The following is a 24,740-nucleotide window of genomic DNA, read 5'->3' as shown; positions in this document are numbered from 1 at the left end:
ATTAAATATTAATATTTTTTCTTCTTATTTATTTTTCTCATCCTTATTGAATCCGGTGTCACTTCTAACATTTCATCTGGGCCAATATATTCAAGTGCTCTTTCAAGAGTAATATCAACTGGTGATTGTAAAGTATCAAGTTCTTCTGCCCCTGCAGACCTCATATTAGTCAACTGTTTAGTTTTACATATATTTAACTCAAGATCTTGAGGTCGATTATTCTCTCCAATTATCATTCCCTTATAAACTTTAACTCCTGGTTTAATAAAATAAACTCCTCTATCTTCAGCATTTTTTAATGCATAAAATGTGGCCACACCTTCCTCAAAAGCTATAAGAACTCCATTTCTCCTAGTTTCAAAGTCTCCTGTTTTAGGTTTATATTCATAAAAAGAGTGACTCATGATACCTTCACCTCTAGTTATCCGAACAAATTCACCACGAAATCCAATTAGTCCCCTTGATGGCACAAGAAATTCTAATTGAGTTCTCCCATCTGAACTCGTCTGCATGTTTTTCATCTCTGCCTTTCGAGAGCCAAGTTTCTCTATACATGATCCAACAGATACTTCAGGCACATCTAAAACCAAAGTCTCTATAGGCTCACATTCAACATTATCAATTTCTCTAAAAATTACTTGAGGTTGCGATATTTGAAACTCAAACCCCTCTCGCCTCATAGTTTCAATCAAAATCCCCAAGTGTAATTCTCCTCTACCTGAAACCGAGAATCTGTCAGGAGAATCAGTTTCTTCGACCCTAAGGGCAACATTTGTTAAAAGTTCTCTCTCCAATCTGTTTTTTAATTGTCTGCTAGTAACAAATTTTCCTTCTTTCCCTGCAAATGGCGAATCATTGACAACAAAAGTCATATTTAAAGTAGGCTCATCAACTTTGATTAATGGAAGTGGATGAGGGGAATCGGGGCATGCTATGGTCTCACCTATATTGACGTCATCAAAACCGGAAACTGCAACAATATCACCTGCGAATGCTTCATTTATATCAATCCTTTGCAATCCCTCAAATCCTAATAGCTTACTAACTTTTCCTTTGATATTTTTTCCATCTTCTTTAATTAAACTAGCTTGCTGACCATTTTTTATAGTTCCATTATGAATTTTTCCAATTACAATTCTACCTAAAAAATCAGAATAATCTAAAGTAGTGATTTGTAGCTGAAGAGGCTTATTTGAGTCGCCCACTGGAGGCGGTACATGTCTAATAATAGCTTCAAAGAGAGGCATCATATTGTCACTATCAGATTCCATTTCCTCTTTTGCGAAACCAGATAGGCCACTCCCAAAAAGATAAGGGAAATCGCATTGATCATCATCGGCTCCTAATTCTAAAAACAAATCAAGGACCTTATCAATTGCTATTTCAGGTACTACTCTAGGTCTATCAATTTTATTAACAAAGACTATCGGCCTTAGTCCTTTTTCTAATGCTTTTTTTAAAACAAATCTTGTTTGAGGCATCGGTCCCTCATTTGCATCAACAATAAGCAAACAGCCATCAACCATTCCCAGAACCCTCTCGACTTCTCCTCCAAAATCTGCGTGTCCTGGTGTATCTATAATATTTATTCTTGTGTCTTTATAGTTAACTGCAGTATTTTTTGAGAGTATAGTAATTCCTCTTTCTCTTTCAAGATCGTTCGAATCCATTACGCATGTAGGAATCACTTCATTGTCTCTAAAAATTCCTGATTGAGATAACAATGCATCCACAAGAGTTGTCTTCCCATGATCGACGTGGGCAATAATTGCAACATTCCTAATTTCTTTTATCGAAGATGACATTTATAAAATCTATATAAAAAGAAGATGACTTTATCAAGGCTAACTCAAAGAATGCTTATTATGAGAATTTTCTTTTTAAGACTTAGAAAAAATATTTATATTGAATAATTTAGAAAGTGAACTGATCACAATTCTCTATTTGAACTTTCAAAAACTTTTAAAGCTTCAATTGATCCCTCATATCTCCAATGCCAAGGTTCATAATCTATATATTTATTATTTTTGTTGAATGATAACTTAAAGTGAAATTTAGCTGCATTCTTTTTTAACCATCTAAAAGCATCAGTATTTTCGAATTCGGTCTCAAAGTCTGTTTCTCTTTGTGTAGCATCACCAATATCAATTGCAAAACCAGTACTATGTTCAGAATATCCTGGGGGAGCTGAAACTCTAGCTCTTTCTGCGGCTTCTTGGTTTCTAAAAGATTTAAGAGAATAGAAGATTTCTTTTTGCAAACTTATTGATCTATAGCCACTCAAGAAAACTAAATATATACCATCGTTTTTTGCTTCGTCTCTCATCTTTAATAAAGAATCACGCATATCGATATGAACTTCAATATTGGGAGCAATTAAAACTAATTTCTCCTTAGGAATTTCGGCATAGGGTAAATGACCTAAAATTCTATGGTCGTGATTTATCTGTGCCTGAAAATTGAGATCACCAAGAGATCCAATTTCTATATTTCTAATTAATCGCAATGTAAAGATAGAAAAAAGTAGAAAAAGAAATGGAGAAAATATTAATGATTTTTTTAATAAAATAGAGTTGGGATTATTTAAATGGGTTCGTTTAGCTAGAGGTATATCAATTTGATTTAAATCTTTGTTTTGTTCCAATATTTAGAGGTGAATCTTGAAAACATATTTCGATATTAACTATTATTTTAAGAAATGCACTTTTATAAGCAAAAAAGATGTAGTTTTTATATACAGTATTATTTTTTTTTCATATGTTGAGGGTAGCTATTATTGGAGGAGGTCCAAGTGGTTCATGTGCTGCAGAAATACTTGCTAAAGCTGGGATAAAAACTTGGCTCTTCGAGAGAAAATTAGATAATGCTAAACCATGTGGAGGAGCTATCCCTCTCTGCATGGTAGAAGAATTTGATTTACCTGAGTCAATTATTGATAGAAAAGTAAGGCATATGAGAATGATATCTCCATCAAATAGAGAGGTAGACATAAGCCTAGATAAAGTTTATGGGAAAAGCGATAATGAGTTTATTGGGATGTGTAGAAGGGAAGTTATGGATGCTTTCATGCGGAATAGAGCATCAGATCTTGGAGCAACACTAATAAATGGATTAGTTACTTCTATTGAAACTGGTAATAATAATCAAGGTCCTTATAAACTCTCCTATTCAGATTTTACCAATGGAGACAAAAAAGGAGAGCTTAAGGAGCTTACTGTTGACCTTCTAATCGGAGCTGATGGAGCCAATAGTAGAGTAGCAAAAGCGATGGATGCAGGGGATTATAAAGTTGCTATTGCATTTCAGGAGAGAATTAAACTTCCTAAAGAAGAAATGAGTTACTACGAAGATCTTGCTGAAATGTATGTAGGCACTGATGTTTCTCCAGATTTTTATGGGTGGGTATTTCCTAAATATGATCATGTTGCAGTGGGTACTGGAACCATGCAAAAGAATCAGTCATTAATTAAAGGACTTCAAGAGGGAGTAAGAAATAGGGCAAAGAAAAGACTTGTCAATGGTGAAGTAATAAAGGTAGAGGCACATCCTATCCCTGAGCATCCAAGACCCAGAAGAGTTGTTGGGAGGATGGCTTTGGTTGGTGATGCAGCAGGTTATGTCACCAAGAGTTCTGGGGAGGGTATTTATTTTGCAGCAAAAAGCGGGAGAATGTGTGCTGAAGAAATTGTTGAGGCATCAAAAAATGGTCAAGTAATTCCATCAGAAAAAGATTTAAAAAACTATCTTAAAAAATGGGATAAAAAATATGGCACAACTTATAAGGTATTAGAAATTCTTCAAAATATTTTCTACAGAAATGATTCTGCGAGAGAAGCCTTTGTAGAGATGTGTGATGACATGGATGTACAAAGGCTTACTTTTGATAGTTACTTATATAAAAAAGTTGTCTCCATGAAACCATTACAGCAACTTAAAATTACAATGCTTACGCTTGGCTCGATCTTAAGAGGAAAAGCCTTAGCACCTGAAAGATATAAACCCGTTGATAGTGCTGTCAGGGAAAATAGGGAAGTAGAAAAAATGCTAGAAAATTATTCAATAAAGGGTGGCATTAAAGTTAAGAGTTCAAAAGTGTAAAGTCAGCTATTTTTAGAGAATAATTTCTTATTAAGCTCAACAAATTGAGCCTATTATTTCTTATTTTTAAATCATCTGACATTATTAGGACTCCCTTTTCATTATCAAATATATTCTCGATGGTATTTATATTAATCTCGAACAAATTTAGAAGTTCCAAATAATCGCAATAACCTACTGAAAAAAGGTTTTCTAATTCTCTAATAAATTCAAAAACTTTCAATTCACAATCTTTTTCAAAAAGTTTTGTGTTTACATAATCTCTTGTTGAGAGAACGTTCTTTGAAAGATTACTATTATTAGCTAATTTGCTTACCCTAGTAATTGCCTTCTGGATTTCAATAAAATTTTCCTTTTCTTGAAAATCAACAATAGATTTAATCCTATTTTTAAGATCAACAATATTTAATGCTCTTTTTTGAGAAAATTCATCAGAAGAGCAAACAGCCTTTATTAATTCTTTACTTAGTGATATCTCTTCGAGATGACTAACAATCCTTTGAACTAAAAATTCATTTAAATCATTAAATACTGCATCTCTTGAGAAGTTCAAATTAGGAAATGCGATTCTCCATAAATCAATAAGTTCGTTAAATAATTTATCTAAAGGTAAATTAAGTTCATAGTCCCAAATTATTTTAATCACTCCATTCATATTTCTTCTTAAGGCATAAGGATCAGATGATCCACTTGGACGTTTACCAGAAATAAATATACTTATTAAAGTTTCAACTTTATCTGCGATAGAAACTATTGCACCATATTCTGAAGAGGGCAAAGCATCTTTATAAAAAGAAGGTAAATAATGTTCAGCTACCGCCAAGCAAACATCCTCACTAAATCCTTCATATTTAAGATATTTACCCCCCATTATTCCTTGCAGCTCAGGGAATTCGAAAACGATTTCGCTACATAAGTCGTTTTTACAATATTTAGCAGCTTCTATTATTTTTTTTTCTTCCAAAGACTTATCATTTAAAAATCTAAGAATTTTTTTGGTAACTTCCTCTATTCTCTCTACCCTCTGGAAAATATTTCCGAATCCTTTCAAATAGGATACAGATTTAAGCTTTTCATTCCTTTCTATTGAAGTAACTTTTTTGTCACATTCTACAAAAAACTTTGCATCTGAAAACCTTGCCCTCAATACTTTCTCATTACCTTTGGCAATATTATTATTTGATTCTTCAAGACCATTTGAAATAATGAAGAAAGTTGTACTAATATTTTTTTCAGAGCTTAAATCTAATTTAGAAAAACTTTTGTTTTTCAATAAAAGAGGAACATATCTCTGATGACTTTTCATGACTGTTGAAAGAACTTCAACCGGAAGATCAAGAAATTCATTACTAAATTTACCAATAATTAAGTCTGGCCATTCAACTAAATCAGTTAGTTCATTAAGCAATCCTTCTGAAAGGTCAGGTTTAAGATTTATAGATTTAGATGCCTGATTTATTAAACTTTCAATTTTATCTTTTCTTTCTTTTCTCATAGCTATTACTCTATTTCGTTTCAATAATTCAAAAAAATTATCAGGATTCTGAACTTTTAAAACTTCATTTATTAGCCTATGACTTTTTGATTTATTACTTATTTTAATCTTTGGATCACATTCATCAAATTCAAAATCAAGAATTTCATCATTGTAAATTGAGGCAATCCACCTTATAGGTCTGGAAAATTTTATGTTCCCAGCCCCCCATTTCATAAATCGAGGGCCTTGAAGACTCTTCACTAATTTTGGGATAATTGAAGACAAAGAGATTTTTGTTGATAGTCCTTTCTCAATTTTCTTTCCAAATACAAATTCACCCTTTTCTGTATTTTTTATTTCTAGCTCATTTACATCTATATCTAAGCTATTAGCAAATCCTAAAGCAGCATTTGTAGGAGAACCATTTAAATAAGCTGAATTTGCTTTAGGCCCTTTTCTTACTATTATCTTATCTTCAGCATAATCGACTAAACCCTCTAGAAGTAGAACTATCCTCCTTGGAGTAGAGGTGACAAGTATATTTTCGAATTTGATTAACTTTTTACCCAATTCAAATTCTATTAGAGATTTAAATTGCTCTAGAACAGAATGAGAAAATTTTGCGGGCAACTCTTCTGTTCCTATTTCAAGTAAATATTTAGACAAGAAAAAAATATGACTTCACTTACTATAATTTACTACCAGTTAAATAAGCTTTTCGCTAATGTATAAAAAGAGATATTTTTTGGTCCTTTGATCAAGGTTGAGAAAGTAAAAAAGAAAAAAGATTCTGCCAAAGAAGAAACTGTTTGTTTGGCAAATGGACTAGAAGTTTCTAAATTTGAGAATTTTAAAAAAAGCAGTCAATTTCTTAAGGAACCACTTGCTACCGAATTAGTCAATGAAAGCGATCATTTTACTAATGATGCAGTTCAATTATTGAAATTTCATGGTAGTTATCAACAAGATAACAGGGAAAATAGAAGGCCTGGAAAAAGTAAAGATTGGCAAATGATGCTTAGGTTAAGAAGTCCGGGCGGTGAAATCCCTGGAAAATTATTTTTAGCATTAGATGAATTATCTGACAAACTAGGTAATGGGACACTTAGGGCCACTACGAGACAAGCCTTTCAAATGCATGGAATTAGGAAGGAGAACCTAAAGGAAGTAATTCAAACAATAGTAAATTCGATGGGCTCAACACTAGCTGCATGTGGAGACATAAATAGAAACGTTATGGCTCCAGCGGCACCATTTGATACTCCCGACTACAATATTGCAAGAGCATTGGCAAAAAAAGTTGCAGATCTTCTCACCCCATTGGCTGGCCAAGGTACTTTTTTAGAGCTTTGGGCCGATGGAGATTTAGAGTACACTATAAAGCCTGACAGTGATATTGAAGCAATTAGGAAACTCCAATTTAAAGATAATGTTTTTAGTGGGATAAAAGATGAGCCTCTTTATGGTTCAACTTATTTACCGAGAAAATTCAAATGTGCAGTAACAGTTCCTGGTGACAATTCTGTTGACCTTCTCACCAATGACATAGGAATAGTTGCCTTTACTTCTCTAGATGGAAACTTAGAAGGTTGCAACTTCTATGTTGGAGGTGGTATGGGTCGCACACATAATAATGAAGAAACCTTTGCCAGAATTGCAGATCCACTTGGATATGTTGAAGAACCTGATGTTTATGAATTAATACAAAGCATTGTGGCTATTCAAAGAGATTATGGTGATAGAAAATCAAGAAAAAATTCGAGAATGAAATATCTTCTTCATAGAAAAGGGATTAAATGGTTCAAAAAATTACTTCTAGATAAGTATTTTAAAAAGGAAATTAAAAAAATCAGAAAAGAACCTAATCAGATTCTTATTGATTATCTAGGTTGGCATAAACAAAATAAGTCCTTTTATTTCGTAGGGTTACCTTTATTATCAGGAAGACTATCTGGAGAGAAGAAAAATACAATTACCAATATCGTAAAAAAATATAATCTTGATTTAAGACTTACACCTAATCAAGATATCTTACTTTGTAATATCCCTAATAAAGACAAAAGTGAAATTAAAAAAGTTCTATCAACTATTGGATACGACAATTTAGATGATATTAATGAAATACAAAGACACGCATTGGCATGTCCAGCCTTACCACTTTGTGGTCTTGCGATGACAGAAGCAGAAAGAATTTTACCTAATGTACTTACAAGAATTGAAAAGTTGCTATCTGATCTAAAGATAGAAAAGACCATACTATTTAGAATGACAGGTTGTCCGAATGGCTGTACAAGACCTTACATGGCAGAATTGGCTCTTGTAGGAAGTGGGCAAAACAAATACCAACTATGGTTGGGGGGTAGCAAAAATTTACAAAGGCTGGCCAAACCATTTTTACAAAGAATGGAATTAAATGATTTAGAAAAAACTCTTAAACCATTATTTAATCATTGGAAAAGTAGTTCAGATTTAGATTTTGGAGATTTTATAAATACACAAGATGAAAGTTCTATCATTAATTTACTAACTGAAATTTCATAAAATTTAAATTTTCCCATAAAGGGCATTTGCTTTTTTATTTTTCCAAGCCCATAATTGATCACCATAACTATAATGCCACCATTCATTTGGATGTTGAACGAACCCAAATCTAGTCATAATTTGCCTTAATAAATTTCTTCTACTATTCCAAAGAATTGATTCATTATTGTTTTTGTTTGAATAAAAATCAGGATAGGAAGTCTCATCCATTTGATCAACTTTACTTCCCATTTCAAGAAAATTTCCATGTTTATCAGATAAAGAAACATCCAATGCTCCCCCCGTCGAATGAGGAGGAGGACACTTAGAGTCGAAAGAAGGATATGCCCAAAATTTCTCAACTTTTTTTAAGATAGATGGGTAAGAATTCATATTTTTTATAGAAGCATCAATATCCAATTTTTTGCATTCTATTAAAAATGCTCTTTTGAACATAAATTCTTGAACTTCTAAAGGCCGCCAACTGTCATAAATTAAAAGTTGTAAGTTATTGTTTGATATCAAATAATCATTTACTTTAACTAATCTATTTACAACCTCTCTTCTTAATTTCCAAATAGAATTCTTATCTTTGTAAGGGGCTCCTAAATGATAATAAGGGTGCGGTTCAAAAAATTTAAGGTAGCTTGGTATATCAATTAATTTATCTCCATTGTCTTTAATGGGTATTTTATTCCAAATTTTCAATTAAAATTTGCAATTGATTTATACTCGCATATATTTAAAAAATGACAATAATATTTTTCAATTCAAGAAATCATGAATAAATTTATTATCAGAATTATCAATAAGTATATTTTTTAAAACTTCATTTTTTTTTAGATCAGGATCATTGCTAACAACCTTAATAGCTTCTTCACGAGCCTTTTCAATTAGGAATTTATTGTTCGGCAAATTATCCAGTACAAAATCAGGTAATCCAGATTGTCTATATCCTAAAATCTGACCAGGACCTCTAATTTCCAAATCTTTTTCAGCGATATAAAAACCATCATTAGATTTCTGCAAAACGCATAGTCGCTTATTTTCTAATCCATTTTTTTCGGAGGTTACTAGATAACAAAAAGATTTAGTTGATCCCCTTCCAACTCTCCCCCTTAATTGATGTAGCTGAGACAAACCAAATCTTTCCGAATTATAAATAATCATAATTGTTGCGTTAGGTACATCAATTCCAACCTCAATTACAGTGGTTGAAACCAATATATTAATTTCATTTTTCAAAAAGGAATTAATCACTTCATTCTTTTCTTGCGGATTTAATTTGCCATGCAATAATCCAACTTTTTTATTAAAAAAGACCTCTTCTGATAAATGTTTAAATATTTTCTTTGCAGAACTTAAATTCATTTTTTCTGAATCTTCAATAAGTGGCAAAATCACATAGGCTTGCCTTTTATTAGTGATCTCATCTTCAACAATCTTGAACAGGTTAGTTAAATCATCTTCTGAAATTATTTTTGTAGTTATAGGAACTCTCCCTGGAGGAACTTCTGTAATTTGACTTACATCTAAATCACCATATATGGAAAGTGCAAGAGTCCTTGGAATAGGAGTTGCTGTCATTGCTAACAAGTTAGTATTTTCTCCTTTATTAAGTAATCTATTTCTTTGATTAACTCCAAACCTATGTTGTTCATCAATTACTACTATTCCTAATGAATTAAAGATAACTTTATCTTCAAATAAGGCATGAGTGCCCACGAGGATATCAATTAATCCATTGTTTAAATTCGATATTATTTCTTTTCTCTTTTTTTGAGGAGTGCTCCCAGTAAGAAGTTCAATAGATACTAAAAGAGGATCCAAGTATTTTAATAAAGTTTTATAATGTTGTTCTGCTAATACCTCAGTTGGGACCATAAAAGCACCTTGCAGGTTTTTTTCGATGATAATTAAAAGAGATGCTATTGCAATTATAGTTTTACCGCTTCCCACATCTCCTTGAAGCAATCTAGACATTGGTACGGGATTAGACAAATCCTTCTTAATTTCATTTAAAACATTAACCTGAGATTTTGTTAATTCAAAAGGTAAAGTATTTAAGAATTCTTTTAGCAAAGATTTCTTTTGAGGTAATTGTTGCGCAATTACATTTTTATTTGTCTTTCTTTTTCTAAGTAGGAACTTTATTTGAAGTAGGAACAACTCATCAAATACCAAACGTTTTTTTGACTCAATAAGTGCCTGTTGAGTTGGTGGGAAATGAATATTAATCAAAGATTCTCCTTTAGATAATAAAGATAATGAATCAAGTTGCTTATGATTTAAAATTTCTGGATATTGTTTTGCATAAATTAGTACCTTTTTCATAAGATTTATAAAACTTATATTTGATAACGCCTCAGCCAATGAATACAAAGGTAATATTTTTCCAGAAAAATTAAAATTATCATCATTACCCTTAAGAATTTCAATCTGAGGATCTATAAAAGTTTTGCCATACTCTGTCAATTTAACCTTACCGGAAATTGCTAATTTGGTACCAGGTGTATACAAAGATTTTTGAGACGAGTAGAAGGAATATGACCTAAATCTCCTTCCTAAAAAAAATTTTGTGACCTTTATTGAAGAAGTTTCATCATAAACTACAAAGTTCATTATTGATAAATTACTATTCTTTTTACTCTTATGAATATAAAATCTTTTGATATTTGCGATGCACGTATATAAATTATCTGGCTTTAATTTCGCTATCTTAACTCTATTAGTATAGTCCAGATATGTTCTTGGAAAATAATTAATTAGATCTTTTATATGAAAAATCCCTAATTCATTAAGTCTATTTTTATATACTTTCCCTATATTTTTAATTAATGAAATATCCGCATCAAGAGATAAACTTGAATCGGCTTTGTTTAGAATAATTTTATTAGAAATATTGTTAATGTTCTCTATTTCAAGTGTTTTACCAAGTTTATAAAGACTTTTTCTTGTATCTATAATTAACCTTTTTCTTTGATTATCATCAAGTTTATTGTATTCATTGTATTTTCTAGAAAATTCATTAAATATCCTGAAATATTCTTCTGGTAGATTTAGATTATCTATTCTATTCAATGATTCATGCAAATAATCATTAAAAAATTTTTCTCTTCCTAGAGTATTAATAAAATTGTTTTCAGTTTCAATAGTTAAAGACTTCTGAAGAGGTCTTATCCAATCTTTAATTAATTTATTATTTTTATTCCCGCTAATAGTCACATCTGAAAAAAGAATTATTTTTTCAACGTATCTTATTCAAAGTTGTTTCTTTTTGCCTCCAGTATGACTCTTTTTTAATCAAACGCTGAAATTGATTTTTTAGCTCATTTATTTTATTCCTTTGAATAGAAAGATTTAAATTCTCAAACTCTAACTCAACAGTAGATATATTAAAGAAAATAATATTTGGGAGATTATCGCCGTTTGATCTTGACTGATTCAAATTGAATTCGAAATTAATAACGAAGGGATGTGGATGTTTTATCATCAATTTTTTGCCTAGTAAGTAATCAAAGGAGTCTTTAGATAGAATCCTTTCTATTAAATTGGACTTAAATAATTCATGATTAATCTTGTATGAAAGATTCAATAGTAAATTTTCCAATGACTTATCTATAAAATCAAAAATTTTAAGACTCTGATATTTAGGTGGAATATCAATTTGACTGATATTTTCTTTTTCTGAATGTTTTGTTTTTTCAAGTTTAATTTTCTCTATTAATTCCAGCATGGTTAAGATTAATTTTTTTTCTTCTCCTATATCTTCAATAATATTATTAGTAAATAAAAAATTAATATGATTATTCTTATCTAAATCAAGTGATCCCAATTGCTCATGATTATGAACTTGATAACATTCATAAGTATAAGAAATATCTTCATTTATCTGAAACTTCATAGGTTCTTCGAATTGAGAACCGTCTTCAGATTGAAATTTTCCTTCTTGGTCATCATTTGTTTTTGTAGAACTACCTAAATCTTTAAAATTAGTTTTCTTGTTTATGTTTCTCTCAATTTTATTTATTTTTAATTGTTCTACTGTTAATAAGGGCAGAGTCGTATAAATGAGCTTACTTATTTTTTTTTCAAAGTAACAAAAAAATTCATTTTGATTTAAGAAATTATTATTAAATGATGGAGAAATATATATTTCGTTAAGCCCTTTTTTTACTGATATATAAAGCAGATCTCTTACTAGATTGAGATAAAATTCATATTCCTTATAAATATTTCTAATTAATCTTCTTTTTTTTGTATCTGCTTTCTCTAGTTGAGAATTAACTTTTTCTATATCTACGTAATTATTCAAATCATTCAAGTGACTAGTTTGATTGCATTGATGCGACCTCTTCAGCGAAGTCCATCTGATTTTTTTCGATACCCTCTCCCAATGTATATCTTGTAAAGCGTCTGACTTTTATATTTTCTCCAATTTTTGCAGCTGCTTGTTTAACGAGATCCTCAACAGTTAGAGAACTATCTTTAATGTAAGGCTGTGAAAGTAAAACAAGTTCATTAAGTCTTTTCGCTATTCTTCCTTCAACTATTTTTTCTTTAATTTGTTCTGGTTTTCCTGATAAATCATCTCTCCCCATTTCAATTTGCTTTTCTTTTTCTACAATATTACTTGGTATTTCATCAATTGAGACATACTCAACATTTGGGCAGGCTGCTACCTGCATTGAGACATCCTTCAATAAAGATTGGAATATATCGCCTCTAGCAACGAAATCAGTTTCACAATTCAACTCTAGTAGAACTCCTACTCTTGATCCAGTATGAATATAACTACCGATTGACCCTTCAGCCGCAACTCTTCCCGATTTCTTTTCAGCACTAGCTATACCTTTCTTTCTTAACCATTCCAAAGCTTTATCGACATTTCCGTCAGTTTCCTTAAGTGCTTTTTTGCAATCCATCATACCTGCACCAGTCTTATCTCTAAGATCTTTTACAAGTTTTGCTGTAATGTTTCCCATTTGAAGTAATAAAAAATAGTAATTAGTAAGTTTTAAATTAGAGTTTAATTTTTTCTTTCGGCATTAGAGCCCTTCCTGCCTTCATTGATGGCATCAGCAAGTCTTCCTAAAATAAGTTGCACAGATCTAACGGCATCATCGTTACAGGGAATTGGGACTTCACACAAATCCGGATCACAGTTTGTATCCAACATTGATACAAGTGAGATATCTAATTTCCTAGCTTCTAGTACTGCATTAGATTCTCTTCTTTGATCAACTAAAACAACTACGTCAGGTAATCTTCTCATTCCCTTGAGACCACCTAAGTATTTTTGTAATCTTTCAAGCTCTCTCCTTAAAACAGCAGCTTCTTTTTTAGGCCTCATTGCTATTGAACCACTACTTTCCATCCTTTCTAGATCCTTTAATCTTTCAATTCTAGCTTTCATTGTTGTCCAATTAGTTAACATCCCTCCAAGCCATCTTTGATTTACATATGCAGCTCCACATCTAGTAGCCTCCTGAGCTACTACATCTGATGCTTGTTTTTTTGTACCGACGAATAGGAAACGTTTACCACTTTTTGCTGCATTTCTAGTCCATTTATACGCATTGTTCATACACAAAGCGGTTTTTACAAGATCAATAATATGAACTCCATTTCTAGCGCAATATATATACTTAGACATCTTGGGATTCCAACGTCTGGTTTGATGCCCAAAATGAGCACCAGCTTCCATCATTTCAGATAGTGATACAACAGCCATAATTTAAAAAGGTTTCGGGTTAGCCTCCATCTGACGGGGATTTATATTAATAAATCACCCGAAACTGTCAGATGTGTGGATTTAATTTCATTAATTCTAGCAAGTGATGAGTATTTCTAAAAGTTTTTTATATTGATTTTTATCTTGAATTGGTTAATTGTTTAACATAAATCATATTGAGAGGGATCCTAAGTATCTCAAGTGCAAGTCTATTTCTTCTTTTATTTACTAGAAATCTCAATAAAGGGAGGATTCTATCAACACTCATTAGTCCTCCCAAGCTAAGAATATGCCAAAGTAAATTATGAAGAGGAGTTAATTGAATCATAAATCTAACTCTTAAATTTGGATGTTTCTTATAAAAAACTAAAGCCATTTTTGCCCTTTCTTTTTCTTGAGCGATTAATGAATCTATTTGTTCGCAATTAAATGGGGGATGCCAATGAAAACCTACTGCATTAGGACATTTAATTAATTTTGTACCAATTCTTTTTAATCTTTCTCCAAGTTCTAAATCCTCCCAACCGTAAAGACTGAAAGAAGTATCAAATAAGCCGACACTTAAAATTAATTCTTTTGATATTGCAACATTACCAGTAGCGAAGTAAGCAAAAGAAGTATCCATTATTTTATGTTTTTCATTCTGAGGATTTAGAAAATTAGATGTATTGACTACAGAGCCATACGTAAAACATTTTTTATCATTTTTTCTCCAAGAGGCAAGTAATTTTTCTACGTGGCAATTTATAAAATCATCTAAAACAATAAGATCACTATCAATAAATATTATAATTTCATATTTTGATTTAATTACACCAAGATTTCTTCCCAATGCAGGTCCTCCATGTTCTTGCTGAAATAGAATCACGTGTGGGAGATCAACTTTATTTTTATTTATCCATGAGCTTGTCCCATCAGTGGACCCATCATCAACAACTATAACTTCATAATTACTGATATTTGTATTTAATTTTTGATTCTCAAGCGCAAAGAGACATTTCTCTAATATAGGTAATCTATTGTAAGTCGGTATAACAATACTTACATTCATGATCACAATTTAAATATGCATAATATCGGACTCCAAAAAGATAAAAATAAAAAATATTTCCTAATCTGCTGCACCGCCGTTATTTGCTGTGCCTGTAACGTTTCCACCATCAGGTCTACCATCAGTTCTTAATTTCCTTTTTTTAAATTTTCTGGCATACGCTCTATTACGTTCCTGTTTTTCTTTTTTTAGATTCCTTCTCTTAGACATAAATTTTTAGCTTTTAATTATATTAGCTCACTATGAGCACTATATATTTTACCATCTTCCATATTTAATATCCTATCCGCCATATCAGAGATTCTTGGATCATGAGTCACCATAAGTACAGAACAATTTTGCTCTTTTGCTAGTTTTCTTAAAAGGGTTACTATTTCTCTTCCCGTAACACTATCTAAAGCGGAAGTGGGCTCATCAGCCAATAAAAGTTTTGGGTTGGCAGATAAAGCTCGAGCAATTGCTACTCTCTGTTTCTGCCCACCAGATAAGTCATTTGGCAACTTTTTATGATGCTCTTCTAATCCTACTGCTGACAACCAATTCTGTGCTATTTCACGTCTTTGCAAATATGTTAAACCTTTTATTAAATCAGCACCCATCTGAACATTTTGTTCTGCTGTTAAACATCTCAGAAGATTATGACCTTGAAAAATCATTCCAATACTTCTTCTAAGAATCTGGCGCGTTTTCCTTGACGCTCCATTTAACTGATTATTTAATACTTTTAAATCACCACTTTGACAGGTTCTCAAGGCCCCAATTAAAGTTAAAAGAGTCGTTTTACCGCATCCAGAAGGCCCTTTTAAAAGAACCAACTCTCCTTTATCAATATTTAAATTAACATTATTAAGAACTTGTTTTTTATTCTCATTTTTTCCATAAAAGTGACTCAAATTATTTATTGATACTGTTTTAAAGTTCATAATATTGTTTTTTGATTTATTAGCTTTAACCATTTATATTTAATTATTAAAAAATTTCAGCAGGATCGGCATCAACTAACTTGCGCATAGCAACAGCAGCGGAACCCATGCACATTACTAAAACTAATATAAAAATTAAAATTGTTTTATCTGCATCCATTATTATTGGGAGTTTGGTAGATTTCCTTATGACTGAGTAAAGTACTTGACCAGAGAAATAAGCAGGTAAATAACCAAACAATGCCAATAAAAAGCCCTCTCTAGCTACGACAAAGAAGAGGGACTTAAGTCTATACCCCATTGCCAATAAGGTGGCGTACTCTGGGAGGTGGTCTGTAACGTCACTATAAAGAATTTGATAAACGACCACACACCCTACTACGAAACCCATCAATGCTCCCAAACTAAATATAAAACCTATTGCAGTACTATTTTTCCAATAATTTTTTTCAAATTCTATAAATTGGTTTTTTGTAAGAATTCGAACATCATTTGGGAGTGAGTTATTTAATATTTTTGAAATCATTTCAGGATCAGATCCTTTTTTTAGCTTTACCAAACCAATTTCTATACTTCCAGGAGGATTAGCAGGAAAAAGTCTTAAGAAGGTTTCTCGGCTAGTTATCAAATTACCATCTGCACCAAAAGATGGTCCCAACTCCACAAGGCCCTCAACAATTACTCTTTTCCCAGCTACCTCAGTCTCAACTTTTTTTTCTGATAAGAACCATTCTTCAATTGGTCCAAATTCAGGTCTGGATAATTTGTCAAAAAGAACTCTTGATGGATTTCTCAATTTATAAGCTTTCCTTGAGAATCCATTATCTAAAAGAAGTGAATCGGAGGGATTAAAACCTAATGCAAGTATTGATCTAGTTTTAAGATTTTCAGGGTTTCTCCAAAGTAAATAATTTAGATTAACGGGAGCCGTTTTTTCAACATCTTCTACTGCGAGAGTCTGAATCAGCCTTCTTTTTGGGAATCCACTCATACTTATAGAGCTTTTTGATCTGGGACTTATCAAAACGAGATCCGCATCTAAAAGTTTATGAATAGTTACGCTCGTGTCAAATAATCCATCTCTGAAACCTAATTGCATAAACATCAAAATTCCCGCAAAACTTATCCCAGCTATTGCAACTGCGAGCCTTAATGGTTGTCTAGTTAATAACAACCAAGCTAATGGAATTTTTCTGAATTTTAAAAAAGAAAAACTCATTAGGGAATAAATTTTGCGATAACTTTCATTCCTGCATAATTTCGCACTATATCTATAGAATCTTGATCTAGTTTGACTAGTACCTCAATAATACGCGAATCAGCATCCCCTGTTGGATCAGTTGATAAAACTTTTCTTTGTTTTACCTGAGGACTAATCCTAATTACCTTTCCTTTAAGACTTTTTTGGAAACCACCATTCTCACTCCTCAATTCAACATTCTGAGAAATAAAGACCCTATCGATATCAGATTCATAAACCTCTATCAAAGCTTCCATTTTTTGACTAGAACCAATATCCAATATCCCTTCATTCCTAGGCCTCTCACCAACTCTGGTATTTATTCCAAGGATAAAACCATCAATTGGACTCCTTAGTTTTGAATTAAAAAGATCTATCTTGATATTTTTTTGATCTCCGATAAGGTTGATTTTTTGTTTTTCCAATTTTAATAATTCATCTTTTCTCTGCGAAAACTGTACAAAAGAATATGCATTATTGTTCAAAGCCAATTCATACCTTTGAATTTGATCTTTCTTTAGGGAAATTTCATCATTAATGGTATTAATTAGATTTTCATTTCTTTCAAGATCAGAAATTAACTTTTCTCCATTTTCAAAAGTTGCGAGAATATCACCTTTTTTTACAAAATCTCCTTCATTCACTAAAATTTCAACAATTCGAGGGGACGAGCCAAACTGACTAATCGGAGCGGCCAATTGCCTAATCTCTCCCGAAGGAGAAAGTTGACCTAGTGCAGCTACAGCTGTAATAGGTGGAATAATATCTGCAGTTATTTCCTCTTTAAATTTTGCATTGGATTTATTATTGCCAGAACAGGAAAAAATCCCAAAAGATAATGGTGTAAATAATAATAAATATATAAATAAATTTTTAAATAATTTTAATTTCATTAAAAATCAAATAGCACTGTTTTTATATATTTATTGACCCATTTTTCATCAAAATATTTTAAGAGAACCATGCTAGTCTTCTCATTTTTCATTTGTTGAAAACAATAATTTTTTTGATAATCTATTCTCTCTTGAATAATTTCCTCATTAAATTCGGGTTTAACTTCCTTACTTAATTTGATCAAAATAGAGAGGTATTGATCAACAACTCTGCAAAAATCAATTTTTTCAGATTTACTTTTTAAAGAAGCAAAAAATACATTTTTAGAAAAAATTTCCCCCCAGTTAGGGATCTCTCTCAATGAAGTGAAAGAGCTTTTATCAACTGCAGAAAGTGATTTTTCGTATTTAACACCTTGATTTTGAGATGCCGGTGATAAATCAACAATGGCAGCAGAAACAATATCATTTATTTTTACCAAATCCATCCCAAAAATTGGAATATCAAACTTTGGATCAGGAAAAAAAACGCAGTGCAAAATCTTAAGATTCTTTGAAAATTCAGCCACTTCAATATGTAACTTTCTAAATCCTTTTGCTTTATGAAATTCATTCTCTATGTAAAGTTCTCTACCTATTTCGTCAGAAATTATATTAATTAGATTTGGATCGACATTTATACTCTCAAGATCCTCAAGCATGGATCTATGATCTCTGATATTTTGTAACAAGTCCAAAATAAGAGGGTCTTTTAATTTTGTTTTAGTAAAAGATTCAGACAACAAGGCTAAAAAGTACCAAAATGAAGTTTAAAAAGAGGTTTTAAATGAATGTAGGAGACGTTAACTACTATACCCATTCAAGCAAAACTAAATGTGTGTTTGTGGATAATAAAGAATTACCGCTTATAAGCATTGATATTTGGTGCAAAGCAGGTTCTTCATTTGAGGAGTTTGATAAAAATGGCACTGCTCATTTTCTAGAGCATATGATTTTTAAAGGATCTAACAAAATAATGCCAGGTGAATTTGACTATAAAATTGAATCACTTGGCGGATTAAGCAACGCTTCAACAGGTTACGATGATGTGCATTACCACGTCCTTGTTCCACCAACTAACTTTAGAGAATCACTTGCTCTTTTGACAAATATTGTCTTTTCTCCAAATTTTAATCCTGATGAATTTATAAAAGAAAAAGGGGTGGTTATTGATGAAATAAAACAACAAAATGATCAGCCTGAAGAAAGATTATTTAATTATTTTTTAAAAAGGGTTTGGCTAAGTCCAAGTTATGCCAATTCGATTCTGGGAACTGAACATATTATTCAAAAATTGGGAATAAGTGACCTTGAGAAATTTCATAGAAAACATTACACTTCTGAAAAAATTTGTATTGCAATTGCCGGTAATCTCTCAGGAGAAATTTACAAAATTTTTGAAGAAAGTGATCTATCTGGGATAAATAAAAATCCAATTTTTAAGTATCCATATTTAGGAAATCTAAAAAATAAACCCTCTCTAAAAATTAGGCATGGCAGAGAGTTAATTAAGTTCGATAATTTGGAGTTTTCAAGAATATTTATGGCTTGGTTTATCCCAAACCTCAGTGACCAAAAAATAATTATTGGGCTAGAGATACTAGCATCAATACTCTCTGTAGGAAGAAACAGTAGATTAGTAAAAACTTTAAGAGAAGATACTAATCTTGTTGAATCAGTATATGTAGATGTAAATGCTGGAGAATTAGGCGGATTATTTATAATTGAAGCGAGTTGTGAATATAAAGATATATTTTATGTAGAAAAGAAAATTAATAAAATAATTGATGAAATTTCAAATTTTAAAGTCTTGACGTTTGATGAAATAAAAAAAGCTATAAATATTGTAAAAAGCAATTATGTATTTAATTTAGAAACATCTACACAGCTCTCTTCATTCTTTGGCAATGAACTTCTTTGGGGAAGAAGATCCTCAATCAATAATTTAGGTATTCATTTAAAACATTGGAATGACTTGGATAATTTTAAAGAGATCACAGACTATATCAGTGGAGATAAATTCACATTAATCGCATTCCCTAGTAAATGTTAAAAAGATATTTTTTAAATCAGAAAAAAAGAAACTTTTCAACTGCTTCAATATGGATTAAAGGGGGTAGTGATATGGATAGTATTGGCAAAAAAGGTATAAACAAAATCCTTTGTTCATTACTTACTAGAGGATGCGAAGGCTTTGATAATTATGTCCTTTCGGAATTTATTGAGTCTCATGGAGCAGAATTAAATCAAGAAGTATTTGAAGATGGGATTTCGATAAGCCTTAAATCTCTAAACGAACATTTCAGCAAATTACTACCTCTAATAGATTTAATAATAAATAAGCCAATTCTTTCAGAAGTTGAATTTCAAAAAGTTAAAAAATCATCTTTTGATTTGATAAAAAAAGATAAAGAGAATCCATTCATTAAGTGTTTTGAAAATTGGAGAAAAATTGTTTACTCAAACCATCCTTATGCTTTCAGTACAATTGGAAATGCGAATGATGTCTCAAAAATAAACTATGAAGATATTTTATTTGAATTCAAAAATTTCAAAAGTAGAGATAAGTTTATAATTTCAAACAATTCAGAAATAAAAGGTGAAAATTTAAAAACATTAAATCAAAAAAACCAAAAAGAAAAACCTTGCCTTATAAATTCTGACTTAGATACATTGCAAAGATTTGATTCCGCAAGTAATGAATCATATCAAACGATAATGATGATAGGGAATCAAACTTGTTCCCGTAGAAGTAATGAATACCTGCCATTTAAAGTTTTGGAATCATATTTATCTTATGGAATGAGCGCTGCTTTATTTAAAATTTTTAGGGAAAAATACGGCATCACATACGATCTTGGTGTTTTTAATCCTGTTAGAAGTGGAAACGCTCCATTTTTAATTTATTTATCAGTTTCCAATAAAAATGCTCTTTTTGCTTTTGAACTTTTATCGTCACTCTGGAAAAATTTACTTTTAAACCCCTTGAGTGACAATGAAATAGTTTTAGCTAAAGAAAAATTAAAAGGCTCTTTTCTTTTAAATGATCAATCTTTAGATGAAATTTTACAGCGGAAGATACAATTACTTAGCTATGGGATACAACCTAATTCAGAAAACTATTTAAATTCAAAAATAGAAGAAATATCTTCATTAGATATTCTTGAGTTGACTAAAAAGTATTTTTCAAAACCTTTTTTAAGTATTTCTGGTAATAAAAAAATATGTTCAACCATTAGTGATCTTTGGAAGAAAAACTTTTAATTTAGATTTTATCAATTTTATTCACATCAATTAAAAATGACCCTCTTCTAAACTTTACTTCAACAGTCTCTGGAGATTTTATTGATAGGATTTCTCCAATTTCATCTATCCCCACTAAATCAGGAGGTCTTAACATTGGCATGTTATCTGAAGTCTTTAAGTAAGAGACTGGAGCAATCAACTTAACCTTGTCTTTGATTTCAAATTTCATTAATAATATTAAATACATTAAGGAGTTATATAAGCACAAAGATAGGAAAAATATCAACGAAATGCATTGTTTCATTCTAGAATCAATTAATCAAACAAAGCAAATTAATGAATCAGAAATTTAAAACATTAATTTTATGGGCCTTACCTATACTTTTAGTAATTGCACTTTCCTACCAATTTTTATCTTCTAACAATATTGATTCATTAAAATCTAATGGTACAACAGTTGCTCCAAGAAATTCTGCAGTAGCAAGAGTAAGCTATGGAAGATTCTTAGATTACGTTAATTCAGGAAGGGTTACATCGGTTGATATATATGAGGGCGGTAGAAATGCGGTTATAGAAACAGTAGATTCAGATTTAGACAATAAAGTTCAAAGATTACGAGTTGATCTCCCAGGCTTAACACCTGAACTCATTAATGTTTTAAAAAATGAGGGAATTAGTTTTGATGTACATCCTGTTAAAACTGCCCCACCTGCATTAGGAATTTTAGGTAATTTACTCTTCCCAGCCGTCTTAATTGGTGGTTTGATTCTATTAGCCAGAAGATCAAACGGTATGCCAGGAGGGCCTGGTCAAGCCATGCAATTTGGAAAGACAAAGGCAAGGTTTGCAATGGAAGCAGAAACTGGAGTTGTTTTTGACGATGTAGCAGGTGTAAATGAAGCTAAAGAGGATTTACAGGAAGTCGTAACTTTTCTAAAAAAACCAGAAAAATTTACTTCTGTCGGAGCAAGAATTCCCAAAGGTGTTTTATTAGTTGGGCCTCCAGGAACAGGAAAAACTCTTTTAGCAAAGGCTATTGCAGGGGAAGCAGGAGTGCCATTCTTCTCATTATCAGGTTCTGAATTTGTTGAAATGTTCGTTGGTGTTGGTGCAAGTAGAGTCAGAGATCTTTTCAAAAGGGCTAAAGAAAATAGTCCTTGTCTAATTTTTATTGATGAGATTGATGCAGTTGGAAGGCAAAGAGGTGCTGGAATTGGAGGAGGTAACGATGAGAGGGAACAAACTCTTAATCAATTGCTCACCGAAATGGATGGATTCGAAGGAAATAGTGGAATAATTATAATTGCAGCTACAAATAGACCTGATGTTTTGGATTCAGCTCTCATGAGACCAGGTAGATTTGATAGACAAGTAACTGTTGACGCACCAGATATAAAAGGGAGACTATCAATACTTGAAGTTCACGCAAGAAATAAGAAGCTTCAAGAGGATTTAACTCTAGAAAGCATTGCAAGAAGAACGCCTGGTTTTACTGGGGCAGACTTAGCAAATTTGCTAAATGAGGCGGCTATCCTAACAGCTAGAAGGAGAAAAGACTCCATAAGTATTTCAGAAATAGATGACTCAGTAGATAGGATTGTTGCTGGGATGGAGGGTTCTCCATTAACAGACGGAAGAAGTAAAAGGTTAATTGCATATCATGAAGTTGGCCATGCTCTGATCGGTTCACTTGTTAAAGCACATGACCCCGTTCAAAAAGTAACAGTCATTCCAAGAGGTCAAGCAAAAGGTTTAACTTGGTTCACTCCAGATGATGAACAAACCCTCGTTAGTAGAGCACAGTTAAAAGCTAGGATAATGGGGGCATTAGGTGGAAGAGCTGCTGAAGATGTTGTTTTCGGAAAAGGTGAGATTACAACTGGTGCAGGAGGTGATTTCCAACAAGTGGCTTCTATGGCTAGACAAATGGTTACCAGATTCGGAATGAGTAATTTAGGTCCAATAGCTTTAGAAGGTGGCAATCAAGAAGTTTTTGTTGGTAGAGATTTGATGACTAGAAGTGAAGTATCTGATTCAATTTCCAAGCAAATTGATGAAAGTGTAAGGGTTATGGTTAAGGAATGTTATAAAGAAACTTATTCTATCGTCAGCAAAAATAGAGAAGCTATGGATAAAATAGTAGATTTATTAATAGAAAAAGAAACATTAGATGGAGAAGAATTTACAGGTATTCTTTCAAAATTCACTACTATTCCTAAGAAAGAGAGAACACCTCAATTATTAAGCTAAACTTTCACAGGCTTCTTATCTAAGACTAAATCTATTAACCCGTAGTCAACAGCCTCTTTTGGGGACATATAAAAATCTCTATCAGTATCTTCTTTTATAGTTTCATAATCCTTACCAGTTCTCTCTGATAATTCAGAATTAAGACGTTCTTTTAAGAACAGAATTTCATCTGCCTGAATCCTTATATCACTTGCTTGTCCTCTAGCTCCACCAAGTGGTTGATGAATCATAATTCTTGAATGCCTAAGGCTACTTCTTTTACCTTTAGTACCTGCTGCCAACAAAAATGCACCCATACTAGCTGCCAACCCCACACAAACTGTGTGAATATCAGGTTTGACATGCTGCATCGTATCAAAGATGCCTAAACCATCGTAGACTGATCCTCCTGGTGAATTTATGTACATATAGATATCTTTCTCAGGATCCTCGGCTTCAAGGAATAATAATTGAGCAACAATTCTATTAGCCGTTTCACTAGTAACTTGTTCTCCTAAAAAGATTATCCTCTCTCTTAATAGCCTCGAATAAATATCAAAGACTCTTTCACTACCACCTGATTCTTCTAAAACTAAAGGGATCATAATAATATTTATCTGTTTATTAGATATTAACGATATTGAGTCAACATACGCTAACCTTATTAAGGTTTACATATAAAAAATTGAAAGAAAAATTGACTGTTTCTGATAGCAAAAAGTTATTTCATGAACAATTCCCATACGTTATTCCGGGTTTATATAAAAAGATAGTTGATGAAATGCTTGTCGAACTAAATCTTTTAAATCATCAAAATGAATTTACACAAGATAATCTTTTTTGTATTGGACTCACCGAAACATTCAAAGAATTAACCAAAGGATATCAACCAGAGAAACATTTAGATCTACTTTTTGAATCTTTATGCAGTTCTACAAATTTTGAATCGAAGGGGATTAAGGAGATTTCTCAAAAATTTCAGAAGGAATTTAAGGATAAATCATCAAAAGATTTATTGAAATTATTAATTGAAAAAAGCAAAACAAAACTTTATCCTTCAAGGATATTGAACTTAGGATTATACATATTAATTTCAAATTCTCAAGAATTTAAGGAAAAAAAAGAATCTGAAATGAATAAAGAGATCTTAAATATTTTTGAAAAATTAGGAATATCTTTTAATAAGGCAGAAAAAGATATTGGAATTTATAAAAGCACTTTATCAAAAATGGAACAAGCAAAAGAATTAATTGAAGAACTAAAAATAAAAGATAAGAAAAAAGATCAAAAAAAATAAATTCTATTTCTTCAACCTTTTTTTATCCTTCCATGAAATATAAGATATATAAA

22 protein-coding genes are annotated in these 24,740 nt (G+C 31.6%); 6 read left to right on the top strand and 16 right to left on the bottom strand.

Features of this window, described 5'->3' with window-relative positions; genetic code table 11:
* Window positions 1-8 precede the first annotated feature (8 nt).
* Together typA and HA144_RS04230 are read right to left on the bottom strand one after the other, a co-directional pair.
* Window positions 9-1,805, bottom strand: coding sequence for a translational GTPase TypA (gene typA, locus HA144_RS04235; protein ID WP_209042822.1), 1,797 nt, complete (start codon window positions 1,803-1,805; stop codon window positions 9-11).
* A 125-nt stretch (window positions 1,806-1,930) separates the two neighbouring features.
* Window positions 1,931-2,644 carry a M15 family metallopeptidase gene (locus tag HA144_RS04230; protein ID WP_209042820.1) on the bottom strand — a complete coding sequence of 238 codons (714 nt, stop codon included), beginning with the start codon at window positions 2,642-2,644 and terminating at the stop codon, window positions 1,931-1,933.
* Between the two features lie 113 nt (window positions 2,645-2,757).
* Between HA144_RS04230 and chlP the strand changes: the two genes are divergently transcribed.
* Window positions 2,758-4,098, top strand: coding sequence for a geranylgeranyl reductase (gene chlP, locus HA144_RS04225; protein WP_209042818.1), 1,341 nt, complete (start codon window positions 2,758-2,760; stop codon window positions 4,096-4,098).
* On the opposite strand, the gene glyS is transcribed toward chlP, so the two are convergent.
* Window positions 4,079-6,241 (bottom strand): glycine--tRNA ligase subunit beta, encoded by a 2,163-nt coding sequence (gene glyS / locus HA144_RS04220; RefSeq protein WP_209042816.1) that lies wholly within the window; start codon window positions 6,239-6,241, stop codon window positions 4,079-4,081. The genes chlP and glyS overlap by 20 nt on opposite strands.
* A gap of 87 nt (window positions 6,242-6,328) precedes the next feature.
* Between glyS and HA144_RS04215 the strand changes: the two genes are divergently transcribed.
* A complete protein-coding gene (locus HA144_RS04215; protein ID WP_209042814.1) occupies window positions 6,329-8,116 on the top strand; it encodes an NADPH-dependent assimilatory sulfite reductase hemoprotein subunit in 1,788 nt (595 codons plus the stop codon).
* Between the two features lie 3 nt (window positions 8,117-8,119).
* On the opposite strand, the gene HA144_RS04210 is transcribed toward HA144_RS04215, so the two are convergent.
* The 11 genes from HA144_RS04210 to HA144_RS04160 form a co-directional block, all read right to left on the bottom strand.
* Complete coding sequence (locus tag HA144_RS04210) at window positions 8,120-8,803, bottom strand: M15 family metallopeptidase (protein WP_209042812.1); 684 nt, start codon at window positions 8,801-8,803, stop codon at window positions 8,120-8,122.
* A gap of 57 nt (window positions 8,804-8,860) precedes the next feature.
* Window positions 8,861-11,320 (bottom strand): ATP-dependent DNA helicase RecG, encoded by a 2,460-nt coding sequence (recG, locus tag HA144_RS04205; RefSeq protein WP_209042810.1) that lies wholly within the window; start codon window positions 11,318-11,320, stop codon window positions 8,861-8,863.
* Between the two features lie 22 nt (window positions 11,321-11,342).
* Window positions 11,343-12,410 carry an adenylate cyclase gene (locus HA144_RS04200; protein ID WP_245152832.1) on the bottom strand — a complete coding sequence of 356 codons (1,068 nt, stop codon included), beginning with the start codon at window positions 12,408-12,410 and terminating at the stop codon, window positions 11,343-11,345.
* Between the two features lie 13 nt (window positions 12,411-12,423).
* The gene (gene tsf / locus HA144_RS04195) at window positions 12,424-13,080 is read right to left on the bottom strand and encodes a translation elongation factor Ts (protein WP_209042808.1); all 657 of its coding nucleotides are present in this window, start codon (window positions 13,078-13,080) and stop codon (window positions 12,424-12,426) included.
* A 44-nt stretch (window positions 13,081-13,124) separates the two neighbouring features.
* Window positions 13,125-13,829, bottom strand: a complete 705-nt coding sequence (gene rpsB, locus HA144_RS04190) for a 30S ribosomal protein S2 (protein WP_011818259.1) — start codon at window positions 13,827-13,829, stop codon at window positions 13,125-13,127.
* 139 nt (window positions 13,830-13,968) lie between these two features.
* Window positions 13,969-14,880 carry a glycosyltransferase family 2 protein gene (locus HA144_RS04185; RefSeq protein ID WP_209042806.1) on the bottom strand — a complete coding sequence of 304 codons (912 nt, stop codon included), beginning with the start codon at window positions 14,878-14,880 and terminating at the stop codon, window positions 13,969-13,971.
* A gap of 60 nt (window positions 14,881-14,940) precedes the next feature.
* Window positions 14,941-15,090, bottom strand: a complete 150-nt coding sequence (locus tag HA144_RS04180) for a hypothetical protein (protein ID WP_011376314.1) — start codon at window positions 15,088-15,090, stop codon at window positions 14,941-14,943.
* A gap of 17 nt (window positions 15,091-15,107) precedes the next feature.
* Window positions 15,108-15,836 carry a DevA family ABC transporter ATP-binding protein gene (locus HA144_RS04175; protein ID WP_209042805.1) on the bottom strand — a complete coding sequence of 243 codons (729 nt, stop codon included), beginning with the start codon at window positions 15,834-15,836 and terminating at the stop codon, window positions 15,108-15,110.
* Between the two features lie 13 nt (window positions 15,837-15,849).
* Window positions 15,850-17,022, bottom strand: coding sequence for an ABC transporter permease DevC (gene devC, locus HA144_RS04170; protein WP_209042803.1), 1,173 nt, complete (start codon window positions 17,020-17,022; stop codon window positions 15,850-15,852).
* Window positions 17,022-17,936, bottom strand: a complete 915-nt coding sequence (locus HA144_RS04165; RefSeq protein ID WP_209042801.1) for an HlyD family efflux transporter periplasmic adaptor subunit — start codon at window positions 17,934-17,936, stop codon at window positions 17,022-17,024. Before HA144_RS04165 ends, devC begins: the two co-directional genes overlap by 1 nt.
* Window positions 17,936-18,661, bottom strand: coding sequence for a phycocyanobilin:ferredoxin oxidoreductase (locus HA144_RS04160; protein WP_209042800.1), 726 nt, complete (start codon window positions 18,659-18,661; stop codon window positions 17,936-17,938). Before HA144_RS04160 ends, HA144_RS04165 begins: the two co-directional genes overlap by 1 nt.
* Window positions 18,662-18,702: 41 nt before the next feature.
* Here HA144_RS04160 and HA144_RS04155 point away from each other — a divergent pair, with 41 nt between their 5' ends.
* Both HA144_RS04155 and HA144_RS04150 read left to right on the top strand, forming a co-directional pair.
* Window positions 18,703-19,968 (top strand): M16 family metallopeptidase, encoded by a 1,266-nt coding sequence (locus HA144_RS04155; protein WP_209042798.1) that lies wholly within the window; start codon window positions 18,703-18,705, stop codon window positions 19,966-19,968.
* Window positions 19,962-21,179, top strand: a complete 1,218-nt coding sequence (locus HA144_RS04150) for a M16 family metallopeptidase (protein ID WP_209042796.1) — start codon at window positions 19,962-19,964, stop codon at window positions 21,177-21,179. The genes HA144_RS04155 and HA144_RS04150 overlap by 7 nt, the downstream gene beginning before the upstream one ends.
* Window position 21,180: 1 nt before the next feature.
* Here HA144_RS04150 and HA144_RS04145 read toward each other — a convergent pair whose 3' ends face one another.
* Window positions 21,181-21,390, bottom strand: a complete 210-nt coding sequence (locus HA144_RS04145; protein WP_209042794.1) for an NAD(P)H dehydrogenase assembly family protein — start codon at window positions 21,388-21,390, stop codon at window positions 21,181-21,183.
* A 107-nt stretch (window positions 21,391-21,497) separates the two neighbouring features.
* Between HA144_RS04145 and ftsH the strand changes: the two genes are divergently transcribed.
* The gene (ftsH, locus tag HA144_RS04140; RefSeq protein WP_209042792.1) at window positions 21,498-23,411 is read left to right on the top strand and encodes an ATP-dependent zinc metalloprotease FtsH; all 1,914 of its coding nucleotides are present in this window, start codon (window positions 21,498-21,500) and stop codon (window positions 23,409-23,411) included.
* Here the strand turns inward: ftsH and clpP are convergent.
* Window positions 23,408-23,998: an ATP-dependent Clp endopeptidase proteolytic subunit ClpP gene (clpP, locus tag HA144_RS04135; RefSeq protein WP_348535045.1), complete on the bottom strand. Its 591-nt coding sequence runs from the start codon at window positions 23,996-23,998 to the stop codon at window positions 23,408-23,410. The two genes, ftsH and clpP, sit on opposite strands and share 4 nt — an antisense overlap.
* Before the next feature lie 32 nt (window positions 23,999-24,030).
* Here clpP and psb29 point away from each other — a divergent pair, with 32 nt between their 5' ends.
* The gene (gene psb29 / locus HA144_RS04130; protein ID WP_209042788.1) at window positions 24,031-24,687 is read left to right on the top strand and encodes a photosystem II biogenesis protein Psp29; all 657 of its coding nucleotides are present in this window, start codon (window positions 24,031-24,033) and stop codon (window positions 24,685-24,687) included.
* Window positions 24,688-24,740 lie beyond the last annotated feature (53 nt).

Source organism: Prochlorococcus marinus XMU1404, assembly GCF_017696175.1.
Lineage (GTDB): Bacteria > Cyanobacteriota > Cyanobacteriia > PCC-6307 > Cyanobiaceae > Prochlorococcus_A > Prochlorococcus_A marinus_X.
The sequence above is the reverse complement of the archived record's forward strand: the minus strand, read 5'-3'. Positions and strand labels throughout refer to the sequence as shown.